The organism is Halodesulfovibrio spirochaetisodalis (genome assembly GCF_001672295.1).
Lineage (GTDB): Bacteria > Desulfobacterota > Desulfovibrionia > Desulfovibrionales > Desulfovibrionaceae > Halodesulfovibrio > Halodesulfovibrio spirochaetisodalis.
In genome coordinates this window covers 123,875-145,673 of the sequence record NZ_JXMS01000005.1, presented here as the reverse complement: position 1 = coordinate 145,673, position 21,799 = coordinate 123,875, and the positions used below count along the sequence as shown (strand labels likewise).

General features: G+C 46.3%; 17 protein-coding genes. 2 read left to right on the top strand and 15 right to left on the bottom strand.

Features of this window, described 5'->3' with window-relative positions:
- Positions 1-166: 166 nt before the first annotated feature.
- The 9 genes from dctP to SP90_RS04575 form a co-directional block, all read right to left on the bottom strand.
- Positions 167-1,177, bottom strand: coding sequence for a TRAP transporter substrate-binding protein DctP (dctP, locus tag SP90_RS04615; RefSeq protein ID WP_066853082.1), 1,011 nt, complete (start codon positions 1,175-1,177; stop codon positions 167-169).
- A gap of 41 nt (positions 1,178-1,218) precedes the next feature.
- A complete protein-coding gene (locus tag SP90_RS04610; protein ID WP_066853081.1) occupies positions 1,219-2,493 on the bottom strand; it encodes a TRAP transporter large permease in 1,275 nt (424 codons plus the stop codon).
- A gap of 1 nt (position 2,494) precedes the next feature.
- Positions 2,495-3,013, bottom strand: coding sequence for a TRAP transporter small permease (locus SP90_RS04605; RefSeq protein WP_066853080.1), 519 nt, complete (start codon positions 3,011-3,013; stop codon positions 2,495-2,497).
- Between the two features lie 93 nt (positions 3,014-3,106).
- Positions 3,107-3,877, bottom strand: coding sequence for a maleate cis-trans isomerase family protein (locus SP90_RS04600; RefSeq protein WP_066853079.1), 771 nt, complete (start codon positions 3,875-3,877; stop codon positions 3,107-3,109).
- A 59-nt stretch (positions 3,878-3,936) separates the two neighbouring features.
- On the bottom strand, positions 3,937-4,317 hold the full coding sequence (locus tag SP90_RS04595; protein WP_066853076.1) for a RidA family protein: 381 nt from the start codon (positions 4,315-4,317) through the stop codon (positions 3,937-3,939).
- A 14-nt stretch (positions 4,318-4,331) separates the two neighbouring features.
- A complete protein-coding gene (locus tag SP90_RS04590; RefSeq protein WP_066853074.1) occupies positions 4,332-5,543 on the bottom strand; it encodes a YgeY family selenium metabolism-linked hydrolase in 1,212 nt (403 codons plus the stop codon).
- 8 nt (positions 5,544-5,551) lie between these two features.
- A complete protein-coding gene (locus SP90_RS04585) occupies positions 5,552-6,712 on the bottom strand; it encodes a M24 family metallopeptidase (RefSeq protein ID WP_082936296.1) in 1,161 nt (386 codons plus the stop codon).
- 35 nt (positions 6,713-6,747) lie between these two features.
- Entirely contained in the window at positions 6,748-7,956 is a 1,209-nt protein-coding gene (dpaL, locus tag SP90_RS04580) for a diaminopropionate ammonia-lyase (RefSeq protein WP_066853070.1), read from the bottom strand.
- A gap of 193 nt (positions 7,957-8,149) precedes the next feature.
- On the bottom strand, positions 8,150-9,886 hold the full coding sequence (locus SP90_RS04575; protein WP_066853068.1) for a sigma-54 interaction domain-containing protein: 1,737 nt from the start codon (positions 9,884-9,886) through the stop codon (positions 8,150-8,152).
- Between the two features lie 233 nt (positions 9,887-10,119).
- Here SP90_RS04575 and SP90_RS04570 point away from each other — a divergent pair, with 233 nt between their 5' ends.
- Together SP90_RS04570 and SP90_RS04565 are read left to right on the top strand one after the other, a co-directional pair.
- Positions 10,120-10,941 (top strand): DUF169 domain-containing protein, encoded by an 822-nt coding sequence (locus SP90_RS04570; RefSeq protein WP_066853065.1) that lies wholly within the window; start codon positions 10,120-10,122, stop codon positions 10,939-10,941.
- A 529-nt stretch (positions 10,942-11,470) separates the two neighbouring features.
- Positions 11,471-12,601, top strand: coding sequence for a glycosyltransferase family 4 protein (locus tag SP90_RS04565; RefSeq protein WP_066853063.1), 1,131 nt, complete (start codon positions 11,471-11,473; stop codon positions 12,599-12,601).
- Between the two features lie 84 nt (positions 12,602-12,685).
- On the opposite strand, the gene SP90_RS04560 is transcribed toward SP90_RS04565, so the two are convergent.
- The 6 genes from SP90_RS04560 to SP90_RS04535 all read right to left on the bottom strand — a co-directional run bounded on the left by SP90_RS04560 (position 12,686) and on the right by SP90_RS04535 (position 21,698).
- Positions 12,686-13,375 carry a DsrE family protein gene (locus SP90_RS04560; protein ID WP_231895531.1) on the bottom strand — a complete coding sequence of 230 codons (690 nt, stop codon included), beginning with the start codon at positions 13,373-13,375 and terminating at the stop codon, positions 12,686-12,688.
- Between the two features lie 572 nt (positions 13,376-13,947).
- The gene (locus tag SP90_RS04555) at positions 13,948-15,219 is read right to left on the bottom strand and encodes a sensor histidine kinase (RefSeq protein WP_066853061.1); all 1,272 of its coding nucleotides are present in this window, start codon (positions 15,217-15,219) and stop codon (positions 13,948-13,950) included.
- Entirely contained in the window at positions 15,203-15,889 is a 687-nt protein-coding gene (locus tag SP90_RS04550) for a response regulator transcription factor (RefSeq protein WP_066853058.1), read from the bottom strand. Before SP90_RS04550 ends, SP90_RS04555 begins: the two co-directional genes overlap by 17 nt.
- A 44-nt stretch (positions 15,890-15,933) precedes the next feature.
- The gene (locus tag SP90_RS04545) at positions 15,934-19,101 is read right to left on the bottom strand and encodes an efflux RND transporter permease subunit (protein ID WP_066853057.1); all 3,168 of its coding nucleotides are present in this window, start codon (positions 19,099-19,101) and stop codon (positions 15,934-15,936) included.
- On the bottom strand, positions 19,091-20,269 hold the full coding sequence (locus tag SP90_RS04540) for an efflux RND transporter periplasmic adaptor subunit (RefSeq protein ID WP_066853055.1): 1,179 nt from the start codon (positions 20,267-20,269) through the stop codon (positions 19,091-19,093). The genes SP90_RS04545 and SP90_RS04540 overlap by 11 nt, the downstream gene beginning before the upstream one ends.
- Positions 20,259-21,698: a TolC family protein gene (locus tag SP90_RS04535; protein WP_066853053.1), complete on the bottom strand. Its 1,440-nt coding sequence runs from the start codon at positions 21,696-21,698 to the stop codon at positions 20,259-20,261. Before SP90_RS04535 ends, SP90_RS04540 begins: the two co-directional genes overlap by 11 nt.
- Positions 21,699-21,799: the final 101 nt, after the last annotated feature.

Below are 21,799 nucleotides of genomic sequence, written 5' to 3'. Positions count from 1 at the left end.
GTTTCATCCTTTCGAGATAGCATGTTAATTTCTTTCGTGGTCTACGGCTGTATGCGTGGGAAAAGACAACGCATACGTAGCGCCGGATTGTGCTAAGCCGGTAAAAATATAAGGAAGAGGAGAAATGCCGGAGCATGTGCATGCTCCGGCATTATAAGAGGTAGAATTATTTGTAGGCAGCAAGCTCGTTTTCAAGCTTGGTTAACATGCTTGCACAACGATCGCTTAATGTCTCTTTGTAGTATTTACGTACAGGCAGAGCAGCTTTCTTGAACATTTCAACCTGTTCTGGGGACAGCTCGATAACTTCTGTGTGCTTTGCAAGAGTTTTTGCAGCATCAGCATTTGCTTTTTTCTGAAGTTCGTAAGCGTAGTCATGCATTTCAGCAATAGTATCGCTGATGATAACCTGCAGATCTTCAGGCAGGGAGTTAAAGAAGCGGTCGTTTAAGAATACGCCTTCAAGGTACATGATGTGGTTGGACATGATGAGGTACTTCTGTACTTCGTACCATTTCATATCTCTAAGAGCGCCGAGCGGGTTCTCTACACCGTCAACCATGTTCAACTGAAGCGCGCTGTATACGTCAGTGTACGCTACAGGAGTTGGGTTAGCGTTGTATGCTTCGTAGTTTTTGATAATGAGCGGAGTATCCATTGTACGGAAAGGGAGACCTTTGAAGTCAGCAGGGCTGGTGATCTTTTTGTCGCTCAACCAGTCACTTGCGCCAAGCGGCCATAAGTCCATGAGGCGGAGGTTTTTCTCTGCGTACACTGCAGCAAGATCTTTCTTAACAACTTCACTCTGTGCGAGGAAGTCGTATGCTTTTTCTACACTGGACGGGAGCAGGAAGTGCAGCGCAAACATCTGACCTTCAGGAACAATGGTTGCCACGTTACCCGGGCTGATAATAGCCATCTGGATAGAACCGGTAAGAAGGTGTTCTACTAAGTCAACACCAACGCCGAGCTGGCCTACCTGATAGATTTGAAACTCGATTCTGCCGTTACTTTTTTCAGTAACGCGACGTGCGAATTCTTTTGCATACAGATCAGGAACTGTATCTGCATATTCTTCATGGGTGATTTTAAATGTGTAGGTATCTTTGGCTGATGCTGAATATACACCAGCAAACAGAACGAACAACATGACAGCGAGTGAACAGAACTTTCTCATCTTTTTCTCCAAAGTTATTTATGTATTACTTAGTTGATGAATTACTTCATCAACCCTCCCAGGAATAATGAGATTTCAGGGAATGCTGAAATCAGGAAACAGGCAAACAGTAGTATAGCAATGTACGGCCCTTCATTTCGAATAACCTCGATATACGGTTTGTCGAAAATGGCACAGCAAGTGAAAATACTTGTCCCGAATGGTGGTGTGCCCGAGCCGATGGCAACTTGCAGCGTAATAAGAATGCCCAGATGCACCAGATCAATGCCTGCATTGTGCGCAATAGGGGCGAAGATAGGGGTGAGGATAAGGATTACAACAACTGCTTCCACAAACATACAGCCGATAAAGAATACAAGGTTAACTGTAAGCAGGATGAGGAAAACAGAGGCGGAATCTCCAAGCAGACCCTGTGTTAGCATCTGAGGGATTCGGTCGTATGAAATAACCCATGAGAAGCCTTGGCCGACAGCAACCAGAATGAAGACAACAGTGGTAAGAACACCTGTGGAAAGCGCGATGCTGAAAAGGTCTTTAGGCTTAACCGATTTGTATATGACCATCTCAACGAATGCTGCATAAAGAACACTTACCGCAGCTGCTTCAGTCGGGCTGAAAATACCTGAGTAAATTCCGCCCATGATGATGATAGGGAAGCCGAATGGCAGAATGCAGCGCTTGGTTGCCAGCAGGCGTTCAGCCATGGATGCTTTAGGTAATCGTGGAATGTTGTTTTTGGTTGCGTAGAATACGTTGTACGCAGAGAACAGAAGAATGATAACAACAGCAGGGCCGATGCCTGCAATGAAGAGATCACCGATAGAGGCACCACTTGCTACACCGTATACAATCATCCCGAGGCTTGGCGGGATAAGGTAGGCCAGGTTACTTGAGTTGATGATAAGTGCCATAGCTTCGCTATCACTGTAGCCTCGAGCCAGAAGTTTCTTTCTGACAGGTGTGCCTACAGCAACAACTGTTGCCTGTGTGGAGCCGGAAACCGCTCCGAACAGCGCACAGGTAATGGAGGTTGTGGAGGCGATGCCGCCATTAAGGTGACCCACAAGGCTTTCAACAAAGTCCAGCAGGCGCTCGGATGTCTGTCCCATACTCATAATGTCAGCGGCGAGAATGAACATAGGAATCGCCATGAGAACAGGTGCCTGCACCCCGAGAATCATTTGCTGAACTGTGATGAACGGCTGAACCATTGGTGCGTAAATGGCAACGTACGCAAGGGTGGAAAGCAGCATTGTCATCATCATAGGGAAGCCCATGATCAGCAACAGGATCATTATACCGAAAAGTACAAGCATTCTATTCTCCCCCTGCTGTTTTTTCAGTACCAATATAAAGTTCAGGTTCTTTAATATTGATAATAATGTTCATGAAGTACTGGATGGCACCCAGTCCGAACCCTACTGGAACAACAGCAGCACGAATCCAGTCAGGCATTTGCAGGGCGGAGGTCACTTTGCCCAGCATTTTGGTGTATTCGATATATTCGAATGCGATAAAGCAGACGTAGATATAGGTCGCCATGGTTACAAAAGAGATGAATACCATGAGCCATTTTTGCACCTTGTGCGGAAGCGTATCGAAAATAGCTGTCATTCTGATGTGACGGCCTTTGCGAGCAGCGTACCCGATTCCGCTGAAGGTTACTAAAATGAGCAGAGAACCACCTAATTCATCTGCCGAGGCCATACTCTTCATAAATATTTTTCGAGAGACCACATTGCAGATAAGGAGTCCGGCCATGAGGAGAACTCCACTGGCCAGCACCCACTCTGTAATAAGCGCGATGAGGTCATCTATTTTCCAAAAAAGCTTCATGCTATCCCTTCTTGCCCGTCCCGTGCGGGGAGCTACTTTTTTCTTGATAATTGTCTGGTGACAGTAACAGCGAGGAAACAAACCACACTTTTGCTATCCTGCTAACAGCTGTCCAAATCCCTCAATTTTAGGCTGTTTGCCTACAAGCGTCATTGCGTGCCAGTACATTGCCTGCGTGCTTGTGACGATAGGAACCCCTAGTTCAGCCTCAATTTTTTCAATATGTTCTAATGCCCGTAAATTTGTGCACGACATAAAAAGAGCATCGGTTGGCGAATGTTCAAGGATGCGTCTTGCCCCTTCCAGCATTGATTCAAACGAAACCGTCGTAATGTCGGTATCTTTTTCGATTCGTAACGCTCCGATGGTCGGTACTGTAAAACCTTCAGCAACAAGTTGCTGGTAGAGCGGGTAATTCACCTCTGTTGGGTAAGGTGAAAAAATCGAAACACGTTTTGCTCGTAAATGCTCAAAAGCGGCGAGTGCGCCCATCCATGGATTTGTTGCAGGAATTCCGGGGTTATCTACCGTAAGCAGTTCTCTGATTTTATCATTACCGATTACGATAGATGCGGAAGTACACCCGAAAGCCATTACATCCATAGGAAGTCCAGTTGCGATCAGACTGGCAGATTTAGTGATCCCCTGGGAGATTTCAGCAAGAGCTTCTTTTGTCATGGAGCTGGAGTAGTACACTCTGTTGCTGAAGATCATAGCTGACGATCCGATCAACCTGTTCAGATCCGCTTCAATCGAATGGTCTGTTGAAAGCTGAACGAGGCCGATATGGACTTTGTCCGGGCGCGGTGCTTTTGAATGTTCAAGAAAAAGTTCGTTTGTCTCATACTCATGTTGGGTCAGCATTCTATCACTCCTTGCCCACTTTCACGTAAACCGATGCTCTTTGGTAAAAGAACCCGTTGTTACTTCAGAACAACAATGGCTTCTATTTCAATACGTGCGCCAAGCGGCAGTGCCGCTACCTGAAATGCGCTGCGTGCCGGATACGGCTCGCTGAAGAATTCAGCGTAGACTTTGTTGGCAGCAGGGCCGTCAGCTACGTCTGCGAGGAAAACAGTCGTTTTTGCTACGTCATCCATTGTTGCGCCTGCTTCTTCAACAATCGCCTTGAGGTTGTTGAGGGATTGTCTGGTGCTGTCTTCAATAGAGCCTTCGCAGATTGCGCCTGTTGCAGGATCAATAGGGAGCTGACCTGAAATAAAGAGCAAATTGTCCATGCGGATGGAGTGCGAGTACGGGCCTACTGCTGCCGGTGCGTCTGCCGGTTTTATTTGAACTTTCATACGTGGGTCTCCTGTTATTGTTTATTTGTGGCGTAAGTCAGGCACATTGCGGCATACATCATGGCAGCCTTGAGCACCTGTTCTTTTTCTACGTATTCATCCGGTACATGGCAGGCTGCAAGAACGCCCGGTCCGTACCCGATGACTGGAATATTGTGTTTGCCCATAATGGCGACACCGTTTGTGGAAAACGGCCACGTTGTCAGTGTTGGCGCTTTGTTGAAGAGTTTTTCGTACGCTTCAACAGTACTGCGGGTTACAACGTGATCTTTCTCAATTTTCCATGCAGGGAATGTGCACTCTTTTTCTGGAACCAGTCCTGTGTAGGACGGCTCCTCAAAGGTGTGCAGTGTGACAGTAGCCTGAGCTGCGATAACAGAAGGCAGCTGCTGGATTTGCTCTAAGGCGTACTGAGGGGATTCTCCCCATGTCAGGCGTCTGTCGATAAAGATTTCGCAAAAATCAGCTACAGATGAGCGTGACGGGGCGTTTGACGTAATATCTGAGACAACAAGAGAGCCTTTGCCTAACTCTTTGTCTTCAATCTCCAGATTGTCGTTAAGCTGTTCCAGCTCTGAAACAATGGCAGCCATTGCGTAGATGGCATTGTTTCCCATATGTGGTGCGGATGCATGGGCACTTTTTCCGGAAACGGAAACTTTAAGCTCCATGCGTCCTTTCTGAGCGAGGGAAATCAGGTCGTCGCTTGGTTCGGCAATGATGACAAAATCAGGATTTAGGCCTTCTTTCTCAATCAAATATTCCCATGCCAGACCTTCGCATGGTTCTTCCTGCACGGTGGCGCAGACCATAAAGGTTATGGAATCGGTGAGCTGCAGATCTTGAACAACTTTTCCGGCATAGACCATGGATGCGATAGCGGCTTTCATGTCTGAAGCGCCGCGGCCATAGATATGCTTGTCATCCTGATCACCTGAAAACGGAGAACGACTCCATTGTGATTCGTCCCCTGCACCGACGACATCCATATGGCCGTCCGCACAAATGAGTGTTTCGCCTTTTCCTACAGAGCCGCGCACGTTGCCCATTGCGTCAACGGTGACATCATCAAAGCCGAGCTGCTGCATTTTTTGTGTAACGAGCTCTGCAACTCCGCGTTCATTTCCGGAGCAACTTTCAACTTTGATGAGTTCACTGGCAAAGTCATACAGATCCTGTGCATAGGTCTGTGTATGAGTGGCAATTTTAGTAAAGATGTCGTTCATCACGGTTCCTATGTAATAATAGTGATGTGCTCGGATGCTCTGCGGGAGAGCCATTCCGCACCGTTTTCTGTGATAACAATATTCTCTTCGTGCACCATTTCTTTACCGTCAGCGTAGGTCATACCCGGTTCAAGGGTAATGACCATTCCTGCTTCAAGCGGAGTATTGTCAGTAGCTGTATTGGAAGGCCATTCTGTAAGCTGGATGCCAAGACCGTGTCCCAGACGACCAACCCCGTTCCCGAGAGCACCGCCTGCTTCCATAATGGACCACATGGCGTTGTACACGTCGGTTGTGGTGGCTCCCGGGCGCGCTGCGTTGAAACCAGCTGTGGTTGCTTCGTATACGCAATCGTAAACCCGCTTGGTTTCGTCGCTGCAGTTGCCGAAAGCAAAGTTACGGTCAAAGTCGGAGAAGTAGCCGTCATATACCGCACCGGTATCAATAATCAGCACGTCACCGTCTTCAATTTCTCGTGATGTAGGCCCCATGATGATACTTTTGTATCCGTCAGGGCCTGAACCGGAGATGAGGTATTTTACGAACTCCGCTCCGCCGTTGAGCATGTTGATGCGCATCTGCTTGCATATTTCCCGCTCTGTCTGGCCGACTCTGGCGTGAGACGGGATTGCATCGAACGCATCATTTGTGATTTCACATGCTTTTCGGATTTTAGCGATTTCAGCAGGGGATTTAACTGAGCGCAGGTAGTGCATATCTTCAGCAATATCGACAAATTCTTTGCCTGTTACCTTGCTGCATAGAGTCATATAGTCTGCTGTAGGCATGCGCAGGTAAGACTGTAATCCGAGCGTTGCGCCAATTTTTCCGAAGCGGGAAGGCAGGGCGTTGATAACGCCAGCAACCAGAGAAATTCCGTCATCTTCGGGTGCCGGTGATGACCAGGTTCGGATATCGTCTATCCATGTCCCGCGCATGCCGCTTTCTCCGATTCCCGGTATGACGGCAACAGGCTTGCCTTCAGCAGGGACTACCAGAAACCACGGTCGGGTAGGGCTTTCCCAGAACTGGGTATAGTATCCAGTGAAGTAACGGATATTGGGTTCTGTCGTAAGAAAGACAGCATCCAATTCTTTTTCGCGCATTACTTTTTGTAAGCGTGTTGTCCTTTCTTCAAATTCCTGGACAGCAAAACCAAATTCTCGCACAACCAAACCCCCTTACGGTTCGTAATAATTCTTTGTTACAGGGAATTTTTACAGGACCACATAATCTCTTTGTACAGCTCTGGAGACGTGTCGCCTTCCGTGCTGAAACAAAGGACAGTGGAATTTTCGTTCAGTTCAAGACGCTCTTTTGCTTCGCGTCCTTCCTCAGTCTGCATGAGCCAGTACAGCAGTCCCATGGTAGCAGCGCCGGATTCACCGGAAGTCACAGGCGGATCGCCTTTGATCGGTGCTCCAAGAACACGCATTCCTGTAGCTGCAAGCTTGTCTTCACAAGAGGCAAACGCCACAGGGTAATCCAGCAGCATTTCCCAGCTGGTGAGGTTTGGTTCACCACAGGCGAGACCAGCCATTAAGGTAAGCAGATCGCCATCTACGGTGTGCGGTTTGCCGTCTTCGGCACAAGCGGAAACGTAGTAGCAGTTTGCTGCATCTGGTTCGACAATAATAAATTTCGGGCATTTTTCGCCGTACACGGACATGAAGAAGCCGAGCATTGCACCTGCAAAACAGCCTACTCCGGCTTGCAGGAAAATGTGGGTAGGGAGAAATTCCTGTCCCTGCATTTGCTCCAATGCTTCCAACGCTAACGTTGTGTAGCCCTGCATGATGGCATTAGGTATTTCTGTGTATCCTTCCCATGCAGTGTCCTGAACGGTTACCCATCCGTTTTCTTGTGCTTTTTCTGAAGCCATACGCACGCAGTCATCGTAGTTTAATTCGGTGATGGTGCATTCAGCTCCGTGTGCTTTAATATTGTCACGACGAACGGGAGCTGACCCTTTCGGCATGTAGATAATGGCTTTTTTGTTGAACTGTTCAGCTGCCCATGCAAGGCCGCGTCCGTGGTTACCATCGGTAGTTGAAGCGAAAGTAATGTCTCCCACTGCATCTGATGCTTCTTGAGAACGCAGGTACTCGCAGCTTACTTCACTGATATCCTTACCCAGCTTTTCAGCGAGAATTTTACCGACAGCGTAGGAGCCGCCCAGAACTTTGAATGCATTCAGGCCGAAGCGGTATGACTCGTCTTTCACTAACACTTCGCCAAGCCCGAGGTGGGAAGCAAGTTTTGTCAGTCTGGCAAGCGGAGTCGGTGCATATGCAGGAAAGGTGCGATGAAAAGCACGTACTTTTTCTGCAACTTCTTTGCTTAGTAATGAAACATCAGCGCCTGTATTAGGAGCTTTGGGATTTTCATTGAATTTAATTCTAACCTTTGACAACGCAGTTCTCCCTTGTGGAATAATTAATCTGCAGCCTGTAGAGCAGAGAGCATGCCAAAAGTGTTTCTGCGAAAAATATTCAGTAAAAGCAGTGTCTTTTGTTTTTGTTTTTCTTCGGTTGAGCTGTTCTTGGTGATTCTCAAAATGAGAAAATTCTTATTTTGAGAATCACCAAGACAAGATCAAAGGGGTGCTACTGGTCTAACTTTCGGTAGAGCGTTGCGAGGCTGATACCGAGGCTGGATGCAGCCTGTCTTTTCCCTTGTGTGGTATTGCCAAAGAGTTCCAAAGCTCGGTTGATAGCTTGTTTTTCCAGTTCCTTGAGAGGGATAACAGGGCGGGTGGAAGAGGCGGGTGCGCTAGGCTGTACGGTCTCTTGCGAGTAAAGGAATCCGTCATAGAGGGCGTGCTCATTTATTTTTCCATTTTCTTCTGCAATATTAACGAGATATTCAATGGCATTTTCCAGCTCCCTGATGTTTCCGGGCCAGCTGTACTTACGCATTTTATTCATGACGGATGCAGGCAAGGTAATAGGTTTTTTCCCGAACAGTGAAGAATACTTAGTGATGAAGTGGTTGATTAGCAGAGTCAGGTCATCCATGCGGTTTCGCAATGGAGGGGTTTGAATGGGGAAGACATTGAGCCTGTAATAGAGGTCAGGACGGAAGGTGTTGTGCTGCATTAAGTCCTGAATATTATCGTTAGTGGCTGCAATAATGCGTATATCGACAGAAATTGGACGGGTGGCACCGAGTCGGGTGATGGTTCGTTCTTGAAGAACTCGCAGGAGTTTTACCTGAAGGTAGAGAGGCATGGAGGATATTTCGTCCAAAAAGAGAACACCGCCTTCTGCCAGTTCAAATTTACCAATTTGTCCTTGTCTGAGGGCTCCGGTAAACGCGCCGCCTACATAGCCGAAAAGCTCGCTTTCCAGCAGTGTGTCAGGAATAGCCCCGCAGTTAATGGCAATAAACGGTGCACCTGCTCTGTCACTGGTGGCGTGGATAGCGCGGGCTACCAGTTCCTTACCGGTTCCGCTTTCTCCAGTGATGAGGACAGAGGAGTTCGTGGTTGCGGTTGCCCTGATTTGTTCCTTGAGGGTGTAGACAAGAGGCGAGCTGCCTATGATGTGGTTAAGAGAGGTGTCATCATCGATTCCTTGTTGCGTATGGGAAACAGCAGATTGCAAGGTGTCGAAGACAAAAACAGAAGAAAATGAGCTTGTTGCGGCGGTAAGGTTAAGTTTTTTACCAATAACAAACTGTTGTCTGTCTTCTTGCTCAACAAGATATTCATCCTGTCCGGAAAATGTGATTCCAGTCGGGGCCACTGTGAAATTCTCAAATTGAGAACGTGTGGTTCTTTCTAAAATTTCCTGTGCACGCTGGTTGTTATACACAACCTTTTCTTGAGCATTAAAAATGAGCGTGCCTTTGTCATTCATGTTGACGACTTCGGACATAACATCAAGCAGTCCTTGAATATCCTGAAGTTCCTGCTTTTCGCGAACACGGTCAGCGATACTGTTTGCCAGCAGAAGAAGGAAGTTTGTGTACACGTCGCGTTGAGTTATTACCCGCTCACGTGCGTCAGGTGAAAAGCAGATGAGTTCAATGGCTCCGTAGGTCGTATTCCCGTCAGAAATCGGAGCGCAAATGGAAAGAAGTTCTTTGCAGCGGCTTTTGGTCTGGCAGCCTTCGCAGATGGGGTTTTTCCTCGGATTCTCAATGAAAAGAGGCTCAGAACCTTTGAGGGTAGTCTTGAGCAGATTACCGGCCTGCTTGATATTTGTTCCCACACCTGCAGCATAGGTTCCTGTGCCTGCAATCCGGACAAGAGAGGTATCAACAACTTCTACGTCCAGTCCTGTCACAGTTGAAATAGTATCCGCATAATACTGAATCTGATTTTTCACACTACTGAGCATATAATCCTCCCGAGGCTTGAGCTATTGCATAGAATTCTCATTTTGTGAAACGCTTGTGCTGAACTATGCGCAAGCTCTCAACCCCCGATAAACTCGAGGCTTGCAGTTTTATATTGAGTAGATTGGATCGTTTTGAACTATTAGATCTAATGTGCTGCAATTAGTGTGAAAAGAAAGTAGGTTGATTATGTTTTATGTGGAAATATGTGGGTGTGAATTGTCAGGAGGAAGGAATGAAAAAGCAAAATTTGGAGCAGTTTTTGGAAAGATTGGGGCTTGAAGAAGAACCAATGGGAATCTTTTTTACTGATGAGAAACCGCTGGAGGGCTTTTCACCGAAAGTCAGTGAGCTGCCGACAAGGGAAAAGGAGAAAGCTGGTCTTATTAACTGGGAACAGGTGTTCAGTTCCTTTTCATGCACAATGGGGCACATATGGCGGGCAAGAAAGAAGCATTGTGCAGCATATTTTTCACGTGAACAGTTTGGTTGTGCCGGAGCAGCGTTTTGGATGGGATTTACGAAACCGCAGACAGAAACGATAGTTCAATACGTTTCCACAGGTATTCCCAACTGGAGCGAAGGGGAGTGGTATTGCAGTTCACCTGAAGAGTTACGCAAAATTTTTGAATATGTTGACCCTGAGCCGGTTCCTGAAACGTACTGTGTAATAAAGCCAATCAGTCTGTTTGAAGACCATGAAAGACCGGAGCTGGTGGTGTTTTTTTCACGACCGGAATCGTTATGCGGCTTGCATCAGCTTGCAACCTTTGTAAGCAATGATCCTGAAGTGGTTCAATCGCCTTGGAGCGCTGCCTGTGGGAGCTTGTTTGCATGGCCCATGCACTATACTTCTAAAGGGCAGGAAAAGGCTGTCATCGGAGGGTGGGACCCTTCAGCCAGAAAATTTTTGAAGAATGAGGAGCTGACATTTACTATTCCTTTTTCCATGTTCGAAGGCATGATTGCAAATTATGAAAGGTCTTTTCTTGGGAAAAAAGGATGGGAGACTGTCCGCAAAAAAATAGCCCGCAGTAACTCAATGTTAGGAGCGTAGCAGGTATACTGCAGAAGGAGAGACGCTGTTTGAAGACAAAGAAGTTTGCTGAAGAGCATCTCCCGATAACTATCCATAAAAAAAGCTTCCGTACAGAATGTGCGGAAGCTTTTTTTACGGGCTGCAAGGTGCGGCTTCACAGATAATATGGTGGTTGTCTGTAAGTAGGTACTCTGTATCTTTTTGAAATTTAACATCTCTGTAATGTATCTGTTTGAGTTTTGAATGAGGGGGCTTTGTATAACGGCATCAGTGAATGACTCACTTTCTTTTTTAAAAGTATTGATATTGGCGTGTTGTGAGTAGGGAATAGACAGTACTACAAGGCTCTTTTTGAGAAATTGCAGTTATAAATTCCTCACAACTACTGCTGGTAAAATATTGAATAGACGTTCTAACGTGCTGAAAGCCGGAGCTATTTAAAAATTCCGTCGTATGACTTCAGTTACGCAATAACACAATATCAGGTGCACTGCTTGTAGAGGTTGCATCAGTATTTCAAAAGGTTGTTGTAAAAAAGGGTAGTATTTTGAAAGTAATCATTTTTTCTACTGCTGAAAATTTAAGTGGCGGAGTTCGGCAAGCAGCAAATCTTGCGAAAAGTCTCATGCGAAGAGGCCATGATGTGGTGTTCTTTGTTCAGCAGACAGCGGAGATTCCGTCAGTAGATCCGTCTATTGATTGGCGTCGTTTGCCGGAAGATAAAAAACTGTGGCGTTCAGAAGTTGAGAAAGAAGTTATCAGTGCCAACGCAAAGGGAATCCCTTGTATTGTGCAGGCTTTTCATAACAAAGCAAATAAACTTGTGGCGTTGTGGACGGGACTTTGGGCAATGCCCGGCTCTATCTATAAAGCATATGGGGTAGGGTACCGCGGTGTTACATACCGGCCTAGAAACCCGCTTCCATATTGGTCATGGGGTATTCGTAAAGTCATTGTTAACTCTGCTGCATGCGGAAAATTGTTGAGCAGACAATATGGCATCTCCAGTAAAATAGAGCTGGTGTATAACTCGTTACCTGAGGGCAGAAATATTCCTCATCGTTCTCCAGAGGATGTTCGCCGTGAGCTTGGGCTGAGTGCAAACAGCGTTGTGTATGGCACAGTAACTAGCCGTAAAGCAGATAAGGGTAACGATGTTCTTTTGAAAAGCTTCAGCAAGATTCAGTCTCCAGACAAGAAGCTCCTGCTTGTCGGTTTGAAAGAACGAGACTGGTTACCTATGTGCAGAGAGCTCGGCATCGCAGATCAGGTACATTTTGTATCGTATGCAGAGCATGTTGCTGACTATCTGCAACTGATGGACTGCTTTGTTTTTGCCGGTCGAAAAGGTGACAGCACACCGAATGCGCTGCTGGAAGCTATGAGCGTGGGGGTAGCCTGTGTTGGTACCAGCATTGGCGGGGTTCCTGAAGTGCTTGCGAATTGCGGCACGGTTGTGCCTATCAACGGTGTGAATGAAATGGCTGAAGCGATGCAGCATCTGCATGATGATCCGGTATTGCGCAAAAGCATGGCCACTGCATGTCTTGAAAAAAGCTATGACTTTACAGAAGAAAACCGCGCAGAGCGGATAGAACGAATATATTATGAAGTAGCAGGTAGTCGCGTTTCACCTGCCTACATCAGAGCTTGTGAATTTGACCGTTCCCGCGCGTAACATTCTCCCCCTTATGTTGCGGCAACTCCGAATCGGGAACTTTTCATATTCACATCATTACTACCCGCTGCCTTGCAGGCCAAGTTACGGTTTAATGTAGACATAGGCTTTTCGTTGAAGGTCTACGATCTTGACTAGACCTGCCGGAACGATCCGGCCTGCAGGGAGCAATGATTCAGGCTTGATGTTAAAGTGCTCAATGGCATTATTGCAAAGACGTATTTGTAGTCCCTGTTCTGCGAGTTGGGTGAGCTTATCCGCATGGGGACTGTCTTGCAGCAACAGCTTTATCCCAGGGCCGTTTACAACAAGATAGGCTGAAAAAGTAAGCGCAGAAAGTGCAGAAAAGTAGTTAGTGATGTTGCTTACGGTAATATCAAGTTCCGTAGTTCCCTTATCAAAGTGGAATACTGCATCATATTGATTTGAGATATGATCGGGATGTTTTGCCCGCGCACGTGTGTGGTAAAACAAGGAGCTTGCCTCCAGATTTGTATACAGAATCTGGTTTATCAGCTTGTCATGGAACTGCATTCTGGTGAAGCCTCTACGTATAAAATATATGCCCAGTATCAGCATAATGATACTGCTGGCTCCAAGAATAATGAAAACAGCTTGTTGAAAAGTACCGACAATTCTGGATGCCATGACAAGTATGAAAGAGGAAATAGTCATGGAAAACGCGCTCAGCGCAATACCTGAACGCAGCGTTGTGTGAGCGGTACGTTTTTCTGCAAGCAGTAAGGTAAGTTTTTGAAAGTCGTTTTGTGACATGTCTTGCTCGTTACCCATGATGTATTTGGTACTCATTGTGTTTAAACGTGTCTGTAATCATAAAGAGCTCAAATGCAGAGTCACCGCCAGTATAGGAAATGATATCGGCAACAGCGTATATTGTTAGTATAAGGTGCTGGTCGGGTTGTATTATTCAGGATTCAGGTATTACCTATTGGCTTGAATGTTGATGCTGTAGGATGTCGGATAACGGGCTGCTCTGCCTTAACCATGCACAGCGATTTTCTTAAAACGTGGAAAGCTTTCGAACTTGTTCGGGAGCTTTCTTTTTTTGGCGAGAGCTTTTTTGGTGCAAGTTCGAATAGTATGAAAGGTGCTGTTTTGCTGAGGCTATAGAATTACTTGCGTGATGATTGTCTGGTCAGAAAAATACAAACGTCCTTGCAGTATGTTGCAAGGACGTTTGTGTAATTTGTTTGAACTACTTTTCAGGCTCATAGAGCGTGGAGTAGTTACAATAACTGCAGCAGAACTTCTGTAAGCATCATTGCCATAATGTTTTACAGGAAGGTGCACTGATATGTGCGGACAAGTCAGACAGTGTCATCTGTTTATGATTCTTTCGTTGTCTGATCTGAAAGTTGCAAGGTTACGGAGAAGAAGGAGTCAGAATCATCAAATATGATACTCCAACCCATCTTTGTTACGAGTTGATCGATAAGCATAATACCAAGCCCGTAACTTTCAATAGTAGATGTTCCTTCTGAAGATTTAGTGTTGAACACAGCAAAGGAATCTTCTGTGTTATGAATGCTTATTTCTCCCTCGAAGGTATGCTGGAAGGCATTACGGACAATGTTGTTCAGAACTATTCGAAGTACTTGTTTTGAAGCAAACACAGTATCGTCCGTCAGCGATTTCATAACAAGAACTGACTTGTCTTTAAGCAGGTATGCATTTTCTGCAATGACATCGTTAATGAGCTCTCGCATGTTTACTGTTGAAGGCTCAGGGGCTGACGCACTTTTTCTGCTTGCCCAAAGCAGGGTTGTGGTCAGGTGCTGCATGTTTTGAACAGAATTGGACATGCGCGAAAACGATGATGAAAAATTAGGATCTTTATCAAGTCCTTTGTATTCAAGTAGTTCAAGGTTGTTTTTTAGGATCGCAATCGGGGTGCGTAATTCATGACTGGCATTTTCCAAAAAGCGTTGCTCTCGCTTGATGCCGGATGCAATTCGCTTGGCGTTATTATATATCAAATCAGCTAACTGATTTAATTCTTTGTATTTAAATTTTTTTTTCTTGTCGTCCAGATTGTCCAGTTGCAAATCACTTGCCCACACTTGCAACTCTTCAATAGATCGGGAGATGTGGTGGAGGTATATGAATAATAACAGGATGATAATAACAAAGACAGAGACACTTACCTTGCCTATCAGTTTTGCCATCATAAACATTTCTACGAACAATGCCTGCCGTTCAGAGGTAAATTTAACAGTGAATATAAAGTATACCCATTTTTGATCAGGACGTTGCCATGGATAAATAAACCGTAGCTGGTCAGTATCTTCAGGGTCAAACGTCTCCATTACTTTTGATTCAAACATTCCGGGCGGGAATTCTTCTTTTATTCTTTCCGGCAGGGCTTCATAGCCAAGGATCGTTTCAAAGTTTGTGTACTGTGGCAGCGGTGTATTCGGGTTAATGGCAAATTTTTTAGAATACGCCTGTTGTTCGATCTCCAGTCTAACCTCATTGGCAAGGTCAAGTCCCCGTTCACCTATGTCGACGAGCAGGATTGTATATCCTGCTATAAGTAGCAGGCAGAATACAATAACAGAATATATGATTGTCCGTTTAAGGCTACGAGGCTTTCTCATTATCTATTCTCAATATAAAACCGTGGCGGGGAAGAGTCGTTATTAACGCAGTTGGAAAAGGTTTATCTACCTTCTGACGTAATTTATGCATATGCACTTTCAATGTGTTGCTTTCTGGAGTTTCATCACCCCATACTGCGCGGATAAGCTGATCTCTGCTCACTACTTGCGGACTCAGGCGTGTAAGTTCCAGAAGAAGTTTCCACTCGGTTGGTGTGAGCTGCAACACTTTGCCAGCTCTGGTTGCGGTAACTGAGTCTGTATCCAGTTCCAGATCACCCACGGTGTACTTGCGGGACTGGCTGCTGCGGCGCTTTGCCAGCGCTCGAACACGGACAAGCATTTCTTTCAATGCAAATGGTTTGACCAAATAGTCGTCAGTACCAACATCAAAACCGGCAATTTTATCTTCCAGTGTATCACGGGCTGTAAGCATAAGTATCGGAGTATCAACGCCTTCTTTACGTAATGCGTCGCAAAGGGACAGACCGTCCATTTTAGGCATCATGATGTCCGTCATGATTACATCATATTGATTTTGCTTAATAAGCTCGATGCCATGTTGGCCGTTTGCAGCATGGTCACAGGTTATGTGCTCAAGTTCGAGAAATTCCACGAGAGACGTTGCTAGATCGTAATCATCTTCAACCAATAAAACATGTAAATTCATAGTGTTCATCCTTAATTTTCTTATCAGCATAACTGCTGTTTAGTTTAGTGCAGGTTTACTTTTTCATGCATCGGCTTGTGCTGTGCCCCATAAGCAGCTGGAAGCAGTTTTGCCAGTGCCTCGCTGAGGTCATGGAAAAAGCGAATTAACGCAGGAACCAGCACAAGGGTAATGGCAGTGGCAAACAGAATACCATACCCCATGGATATTGCCGCAGGGATAAGATATTGCGCTTGCTCCGAGGTTTCAAGCAGTAACGGAAAGAGTCCGATAAACGTTGTTATTGAAGTGAGCAGGATCGAGCGCATACGTTTGCAGGCTGCGGTGAGTAGTGCGTCATTAATAGATAAGCCGAGCTCTCTTTGAGTCGCGTATTCCGTAACAAGCAGGAGGCTGTCGTTAACAACAACCCCGCACAGTGCCAAAATCCCGAAAAGAGATAGCAGGCTGATAGGATATCCCAGCAACATATGACCACCGATGGCGCCGATAAAACCGAAAGGAATTGCCGCCATAATGATAAATGGTTTGGTATACGACTTCAAAGGGATCGCGAGTAAGGTGTAGATCATTATCAATGTAATGATGAATGCTCCCCACAAGGACTTTGTCGCTTCTGCTTTTTCTTTTGCCTCACCGGAAAAGTAAACTGCAATGTCCGGATAGCGTTTCCGTAAAGATGGAATGAATGTTTCACTAAGATCATTCAAAACGTCGTCAGGAGACGTAATATCCTTGTCTGTTGAAGCATAGATGTTGGCTACCCTGTTGCCGTCGGAGTGGTTGATTGAAACAGGGGCGTGTCCCGGAATAATATCCGCAACAACTTCAAGAGGAACAAGTGAGCCGTTTGTTGTCGGTATCCGGGTGTTACGCAGGTTTTCGTAGTAACGTCGTTCTGTTGCAGGATAGCGCACTTGAACTCTGACATCATCCTGACCTTGTTGAAAACGTTGCGCTTCGTATCCTTGGAATCCACCGCGAAGTTGTGAAGTAAGATCATTCTGAGTTACGCCTAAGTTGCGTGCATCCGGTTTAAGCCGGATAGAAAGCTGAGGTTGTCCCGTTTTGACATTATCACGGATGTTGTAAACACCTGCGTATTCTGCGAGCTTATCGGTAAGCTCCTTTGTTGCTCGTTCCAGCATAAGAGGTGACGAGGCCACAAGTTCAATATCAATATTTTTCATTTTAGAGACAGTGGCGTCAAAGAACGTAAGGTCTACCCCTTCCATGGCACCGACAGTTTTCTGCCAGCGGGTTGCAATTGTCTCCGGTGAGATATTGCCTTGCTGGTTTAACTGTGCGGTTACGGTGAATCCGGTTGAACTGGTAACATTTGCCTGTACATTTGTGACCGGAGAGGCTTTTTCTTTCCGTTCATGTTGCAGTGCAGAACTGGTTTCATACAATGCTTTTTCTACATGCAATGCATTGTTCAATGTCTGTCGCGGGCCAGCTTCCTGATCCATCTCAACGGTGGCACTGATGATGTTGCCGGTAATATTCGGGAAAAAAACAACGCGAATACGGCCGCTGAACATCAGGGCAAACAAACAGATGAGCAGGCAGCAAAAACTGAGCAATGTAATTCCTGGCACTTTAAACACCACTCGCATGAACGGTGTGTAGATACTTGTTTTAAAGAACGTAAGTGAACGAGTTACCTGTTGCTGCGCATAGATAAGCATCGCTGATAAGCGTGACGGATTAGTAGATGTTGTTAATTTGGTCTGGGCGAGATGCGCCGGGAGAATGAATTTAGACTCAATAAGCGAAAAGAGCAGACAGCAGATTACGACAATTGCAAATTGTCCGAAAATCTGTCCGAATTCACCCTTGATGAATGCAAGAGGAAGAAAAGCAGCCACCGTTGTCAGCACTCCAAAGGTTGCTGGTGTTGCTACCTCTGATGCTCCGGCAATGGTCGCTGCAACGGGGTCATTCCCTTCGCTACGGGCTGTAAAAATGTTTTCCCCAATGACGATAGCATCGTCCACAAGAATGCCGAGCGATACAATAAAACCGAATGAAGTAAGCTCGTTAAGTGTGTAGTTGAGGACATTTTCTCCCATGATGATAAATGCCCCTGCAATGGATACAGGAATGCCGAAAGAAACCCAAAACGCCAGTCGTAAATTCAGGAATAGCGCCAATACAATAATAACAAGCGCGATACCTGAAAGTCCGTTGGAAACAAGTAGCGATACGCGGCTGTTAATGTACTCGCTTTGATCGTACCATGTGCTGATGGAAACCGTATCCGGCAATAAGCCGGATTTTTTGATACCATCAATGACATCATATGCTTCTGCGGCAGCAATAGTAATGTCTGTTCCACCAGTATCAACAAGTTCCAACCCTATGGAAGGCGCACCTTGGAACCTGTTGAGGATAGTTTCTTCTTTGTAGGTGTCGCGAACGTTGGCAATATCACCCAGCGTGATAACGGCACCGTTGGCAGCAGTGCGCAGAGGAATCGCTCGAAAATCTTCTTCGGTGTATGCCTGATGGTCAGCACGCAACGTAATGGTAAATAAATCTGTTTTCAGTTCGCCACCGGAATCAATGACGGACTCTTTCTGGATTTTACTGGTAATATCCTGAAGGGTCAGGCCGCTGGCTTGCAACATGCCTTCATTTACTTCAATAGCAATCTCTTTTGTGCGTCTTCCCTGATAGCGTACGGTGCTGATATTAGGTTTCAGCAGTAACTTGCGGCGGATTTTGTCTGCCAGTGTCTGCAATGTTTCCTGAGGGGCATCCCCGTACAAGTGAATATACAGAATATGCTCATCCCACTCTTCCTGAGAAACAACAGGACGATCCGCTCTTGCCGGTAATGTGTCAATCGCATTAACCTTGCTTTTGACATCCCGCATAAGTGTGGAAAGAGGGTATCCTGTTTTCTTTTCTACAACTACGGTGCTGCCTGACAGACTGGATGTGCTGTATGTTTCTTTGATTCCTCTTACGCCGTTAAGTGCTTCTTCTATTTTGATGGTAATGCTTTGCTCTACGGATTCGGCAGAGCTGCTCTCATATCCCACATGGATAGTGATTGTTTTTGGCGGAAAAGGAGGGAAGGCCTGCTTAGGGCGGCTGTATCCCACAATGCATCCACCGATAAGAATAAGAAGAACAACAAGGTTTGCGGCCACGGGGTTGTGAACAAACCATGCAATAGCTCCTGAACGCTGTTTATTGCTCATCCATAGCCTCGACAGGTTGTGGAGAAACAACTGTACCCGGCAGGTATGAACCTAACGGTTTAAGCACAATGTTCATTGCAACATTTGTTTGGGTTGCGGTCGGCAGCTGAGTGTAAATAGTCCCTTGTTTGCGAAATTTAATGTCGGCTTTCATTTTTTGCAGAGTGTTTGCAATATCAACAAACCAGAGGTTGCCGTTTTGTGTCAAAGAACTTTCAGGTACTGCAAAAAGGTCATTTAATGTGATTCCTGAAAGTTCAGCTTTTACAAATGTGCCCGGAAGTAAAGGATGTTTAGCATCAAGCGGATTTTTGATACGGACAATGGCAATACGCTGGCGTGTGTTTTTTGTTATCTGTAAATCGACAGTAATAAGAAAACCTTCCCACTTGAGGGTTGGGTCGGTTACGGAAGACAGCAGTACAGGTGTTTTGCGCCAGCTGGTGTCCCTTGAGTCCATGGAGATAGGGAGCAAGTTATACTGTGCTTCAGTGAGAGGGAGCTGCACCTCAAGGCAGTCAATCCCGTAAAGTGACCCCACCACTGTTCCGGCAGAAACAAAAGAGCCGATTGCTACCTTACGGCTGATGATAGCTGCATCATATGGTGCTGTAATACGGGTGTTTTCAAGATTGTTCTGTGCAGTGGCAAGAGATGCTTTTGCTGCTGCCAATCGAGCCTGAGCTGCTTCCAGCTGTGGCTGATGAAGTACAAGTGCAGATGTCGGCTCAGCTCCGTTCCCCATCCGCTTCCAATCTTTCTTAGCCTGCAGCGCTCTGCGCTCTTCCTGTAAAAGAGCTAACTTGGCGTCTGCAAGTTCTTTTTGTTGCAAGGAAACCGCAGATCGGTAGGCAACATCTTCAACAGTAGCCAGAAGTTCCCCTTTTGTTACCCGCATTCCTTTATCAAAAGCTGCGCTGCGCTGAACAACACGTCCGGATACAGCGGAAACAATGTCCGTTTTTCTGTACGGTACAACCTGCCCGTATGCCACGACGGACGCAGTGTGAGGCGCAGAGTTTACGCGGATAATGGAAACAGGGTGTGGCACTGTTTTTTCTTCTGTAAGTGCGGGCTTAACCGGTGTTGAAATAATCCAGAAACATGCAGCGGTGGTGAGAGCCAGCATGGTCAGACCTAACAGCAGAGTGAGATATTTAATTTTCATAGGTGTTTTCCTTAATACTGCTGGTAAAAAAAGGTGTCGGGACATTCGGGGTATGTTTTTGGCTGCTGAGTCCTGCCGCAATTGCAAGTGTCATCCGGTTGTTCACTCGTGAAGTTCGAACGTCGAGTAATTGCGCCTCAGTATTCAGTTCATTGTTTTTTGCGGTGAGCAGGTTCAGAATATCCGTCAGCCCTTCACGGTACTGCTGCTCATAGTTTATGCGGCTCTGACGCGCATACTTCAGAGAGGATTCAAGGAATGCTTCCTGCTGTTGCAGGTTAGACTCTGCTTCCAGCGCATTTTCTACTTCAACAGCCGCATTTAGAACCACTTTCCGGTAGTCTTCCCATGCCGCCTTGCATTCCTCAGAGCGTGCTTGTGCGGTGTTAATTAGTTTTCCGCCCATAAAAAGGGGCTGACTGACTGAGCTGACCAGATTCCAGACAGAAGGACCGGAAGCGAGCTGGTTAAACGCATTGGAAGAGTAGCCAAGGTCGGCAGAAAGCGTGAAAGACGGAAGCATCGCTTTGTTGGCTGCGGCAACGCTTTTGTCACTTTGCCGCACTTTGAGCCACGCAGACTGAATGTCCGGTCTGGCTGTAAGCACAGAAGAAGGCATGTTGACCACAGGAGAGGCCAGTACTGGCAGCGTTGCCTGCCCTTTAATGATTCCTGCAGGGTATCTTCCAAGAAGTATTTCAAGAGTTCTTTTGGCTTTGCTTACAGCAAGCATTTTTTGAATAAGTACCTGTTTTGCACTCTCTGTATTGGCCTTTGCTGTGGCAAGATCCTGTGGTTGACCTATGCCCATATTGTATCTGTCGAGCGCAATATCTTCTGTATCTTTCAACGCTTTGATTCTGCGTTGCTGGATTTCTACGGCAAGTTTTTGAGAAGAGAGTGTGACCCACCCTTGGATTACACGGACAATAAGGGCATTACGAGCAGCAATATAATCTTGCTTGCTTGCTGAAACACCCAAAAGCTCCGCGTCGTATTGATCCGCCAGTCTTCCCCATAAATCAATTTCCCACTGAATAGTTCCCGTTGCAGAGTATGAGTCTGTTTCGCCGTCTTTGGTATGCGTGCGGGTTGCTTTGCCTCCGAGGGTGACAGAAGGCAGCAGGCTGGAGGCTGGAATGCTGAGAAGCAGGCCGGATGCGCGCAGGCGGTACGCAGTAGCAGTAATATTGGGGTTTGCTTTGAGTGCTTCTTCGATAAGTGCTTTAAGCTCTGGATTTGCTGTTAGTTCCTCAAGGTGCGCAGCTGTTCCTATGGTAGCGGCAGCCTCGTGCCATGCGTTGGGCAGTTGCTGAGAGAACGCTGCTTGCTGCTCCGTGAGGTTGAGTCGAGAGGCGCAACCAGTGAGCGTAACTATTGTGTATACAAAGAAAAGAACAGTCCATTTAGAGAATGGTAACTTCATCATGGCGAATGTTGTGTCCCGACATAAGTAAAAAATGAACTCCGTAACCAGACGGTATTGGGGCTCGTGGCGTTTCAGTATGTGATTATCTATCAGGCCGGTTG

What these genes read in the sequence shown, in the direction of transcription:
- dctP (WP_066853082.1), bottom strand. Translation starts at nt 1,177, where the DNA reads ATGAGAAAGTTCTGTTCACTCGCTGTCATGTTGTTCGTTCTGTTTGCT.
- SP90_RS04610 (WP_066853081.1), bottom strand. Translation starts at nt 2,493, where the DNA reads ATGCTTGTACTTTTCGGTATAATGATCCTGTTGCTGATCATGGGCTTC.
- SP90_RS04605 (WP_066853080.1), bottom strand. Translation starts at nt 3,013, where the DNA reads ATGAAGCTTTTTTGGAAAATAGATGACCTCATCGCGCTTATTACAGAG.
- SP90_RS04600 (WP_066853079.1), bottom strand. Translation starts at nt 3,877, where the DNA reads ATGCTGACCCAACATGAGTATGAGACAAACGAACTTTTTCTTGAACAT.
- SP90_RS04595 (WP_066853076.1), bottom strand. Translation starts at nt 4,317, where the DNA reads ATGAAAGTTCAAATAAAACCGGCAGACGCACCGGCAGCAGTAGGCCCG.
- SP90_RS04590 (WP_066853074.1), bottom strand. Translation starts at nt 5,543, where the DNA reads ATGAACGACATCTTTACTAAAATTGCCACTCATACACAGACCTATGCA.
- SP90_RS04575 (WP_066853068.1), bottom strand. Translation starts at nt 9,886, where the DNA reads ATGCTCAGTAGTGTGAAAAATCAGATTCAGTATTATGCGGATACTATT.
- SP90_RS04570 (WP_066853065.1), top strand. Translation starts at nt 10,120, where the DNA reads ATGAAAAAGCAAAATTTGGAGCAGTTTTTGGAAAGATTGGGGCTTGAA.
- SP90_RS04560 (WP_231895531.1), bottom strand. Translation starts at nt 13,375, where the DNA reads ATGTCACAAAACGACTTTCAAAAACTTACCTTACTGCTTGCAGAAAAA.
- SP90_RS04555 (WP_066853061.1), bottom strand. Translation starts at nt 15,219, where the DNA reads ATGAGAAAGCCTCGTAGCCTTAAACGGACAATCATATATTCTGTTATT.
- SP90_RS04550 (WP_066853058.1), bottom strand. Translation starts at nt 15,889, where the DNA reads ATGAATTTACATGTTTTATTGGTTGAAGATGATTACGATCTAGCAACG.
- SP90_RS04545 (WP_066853057.1), bottom strand. Translation starts at nt 19,101, where the DNA reads ATGAGCAATAAACAGCGTTCAGGAGCTATTGCATGGTTTGTTCACAAC.
- SP90_RS04540 (WP_066853055.1), bottom strand. Translation starts at nt 20,269, where the DNA reads ATGAAAATTAAATATCTCACTCTGCTGTTAGGTCTGACCATGCTGGCT.
- SP90_RS04535 (WP_066853053.1), bottom strand. Translation starts at nt 21,698, where the DNA reads ATGATGAAGTTACCATTCTCTAAATGGACTGTTCTTTTCTTTGTATAC.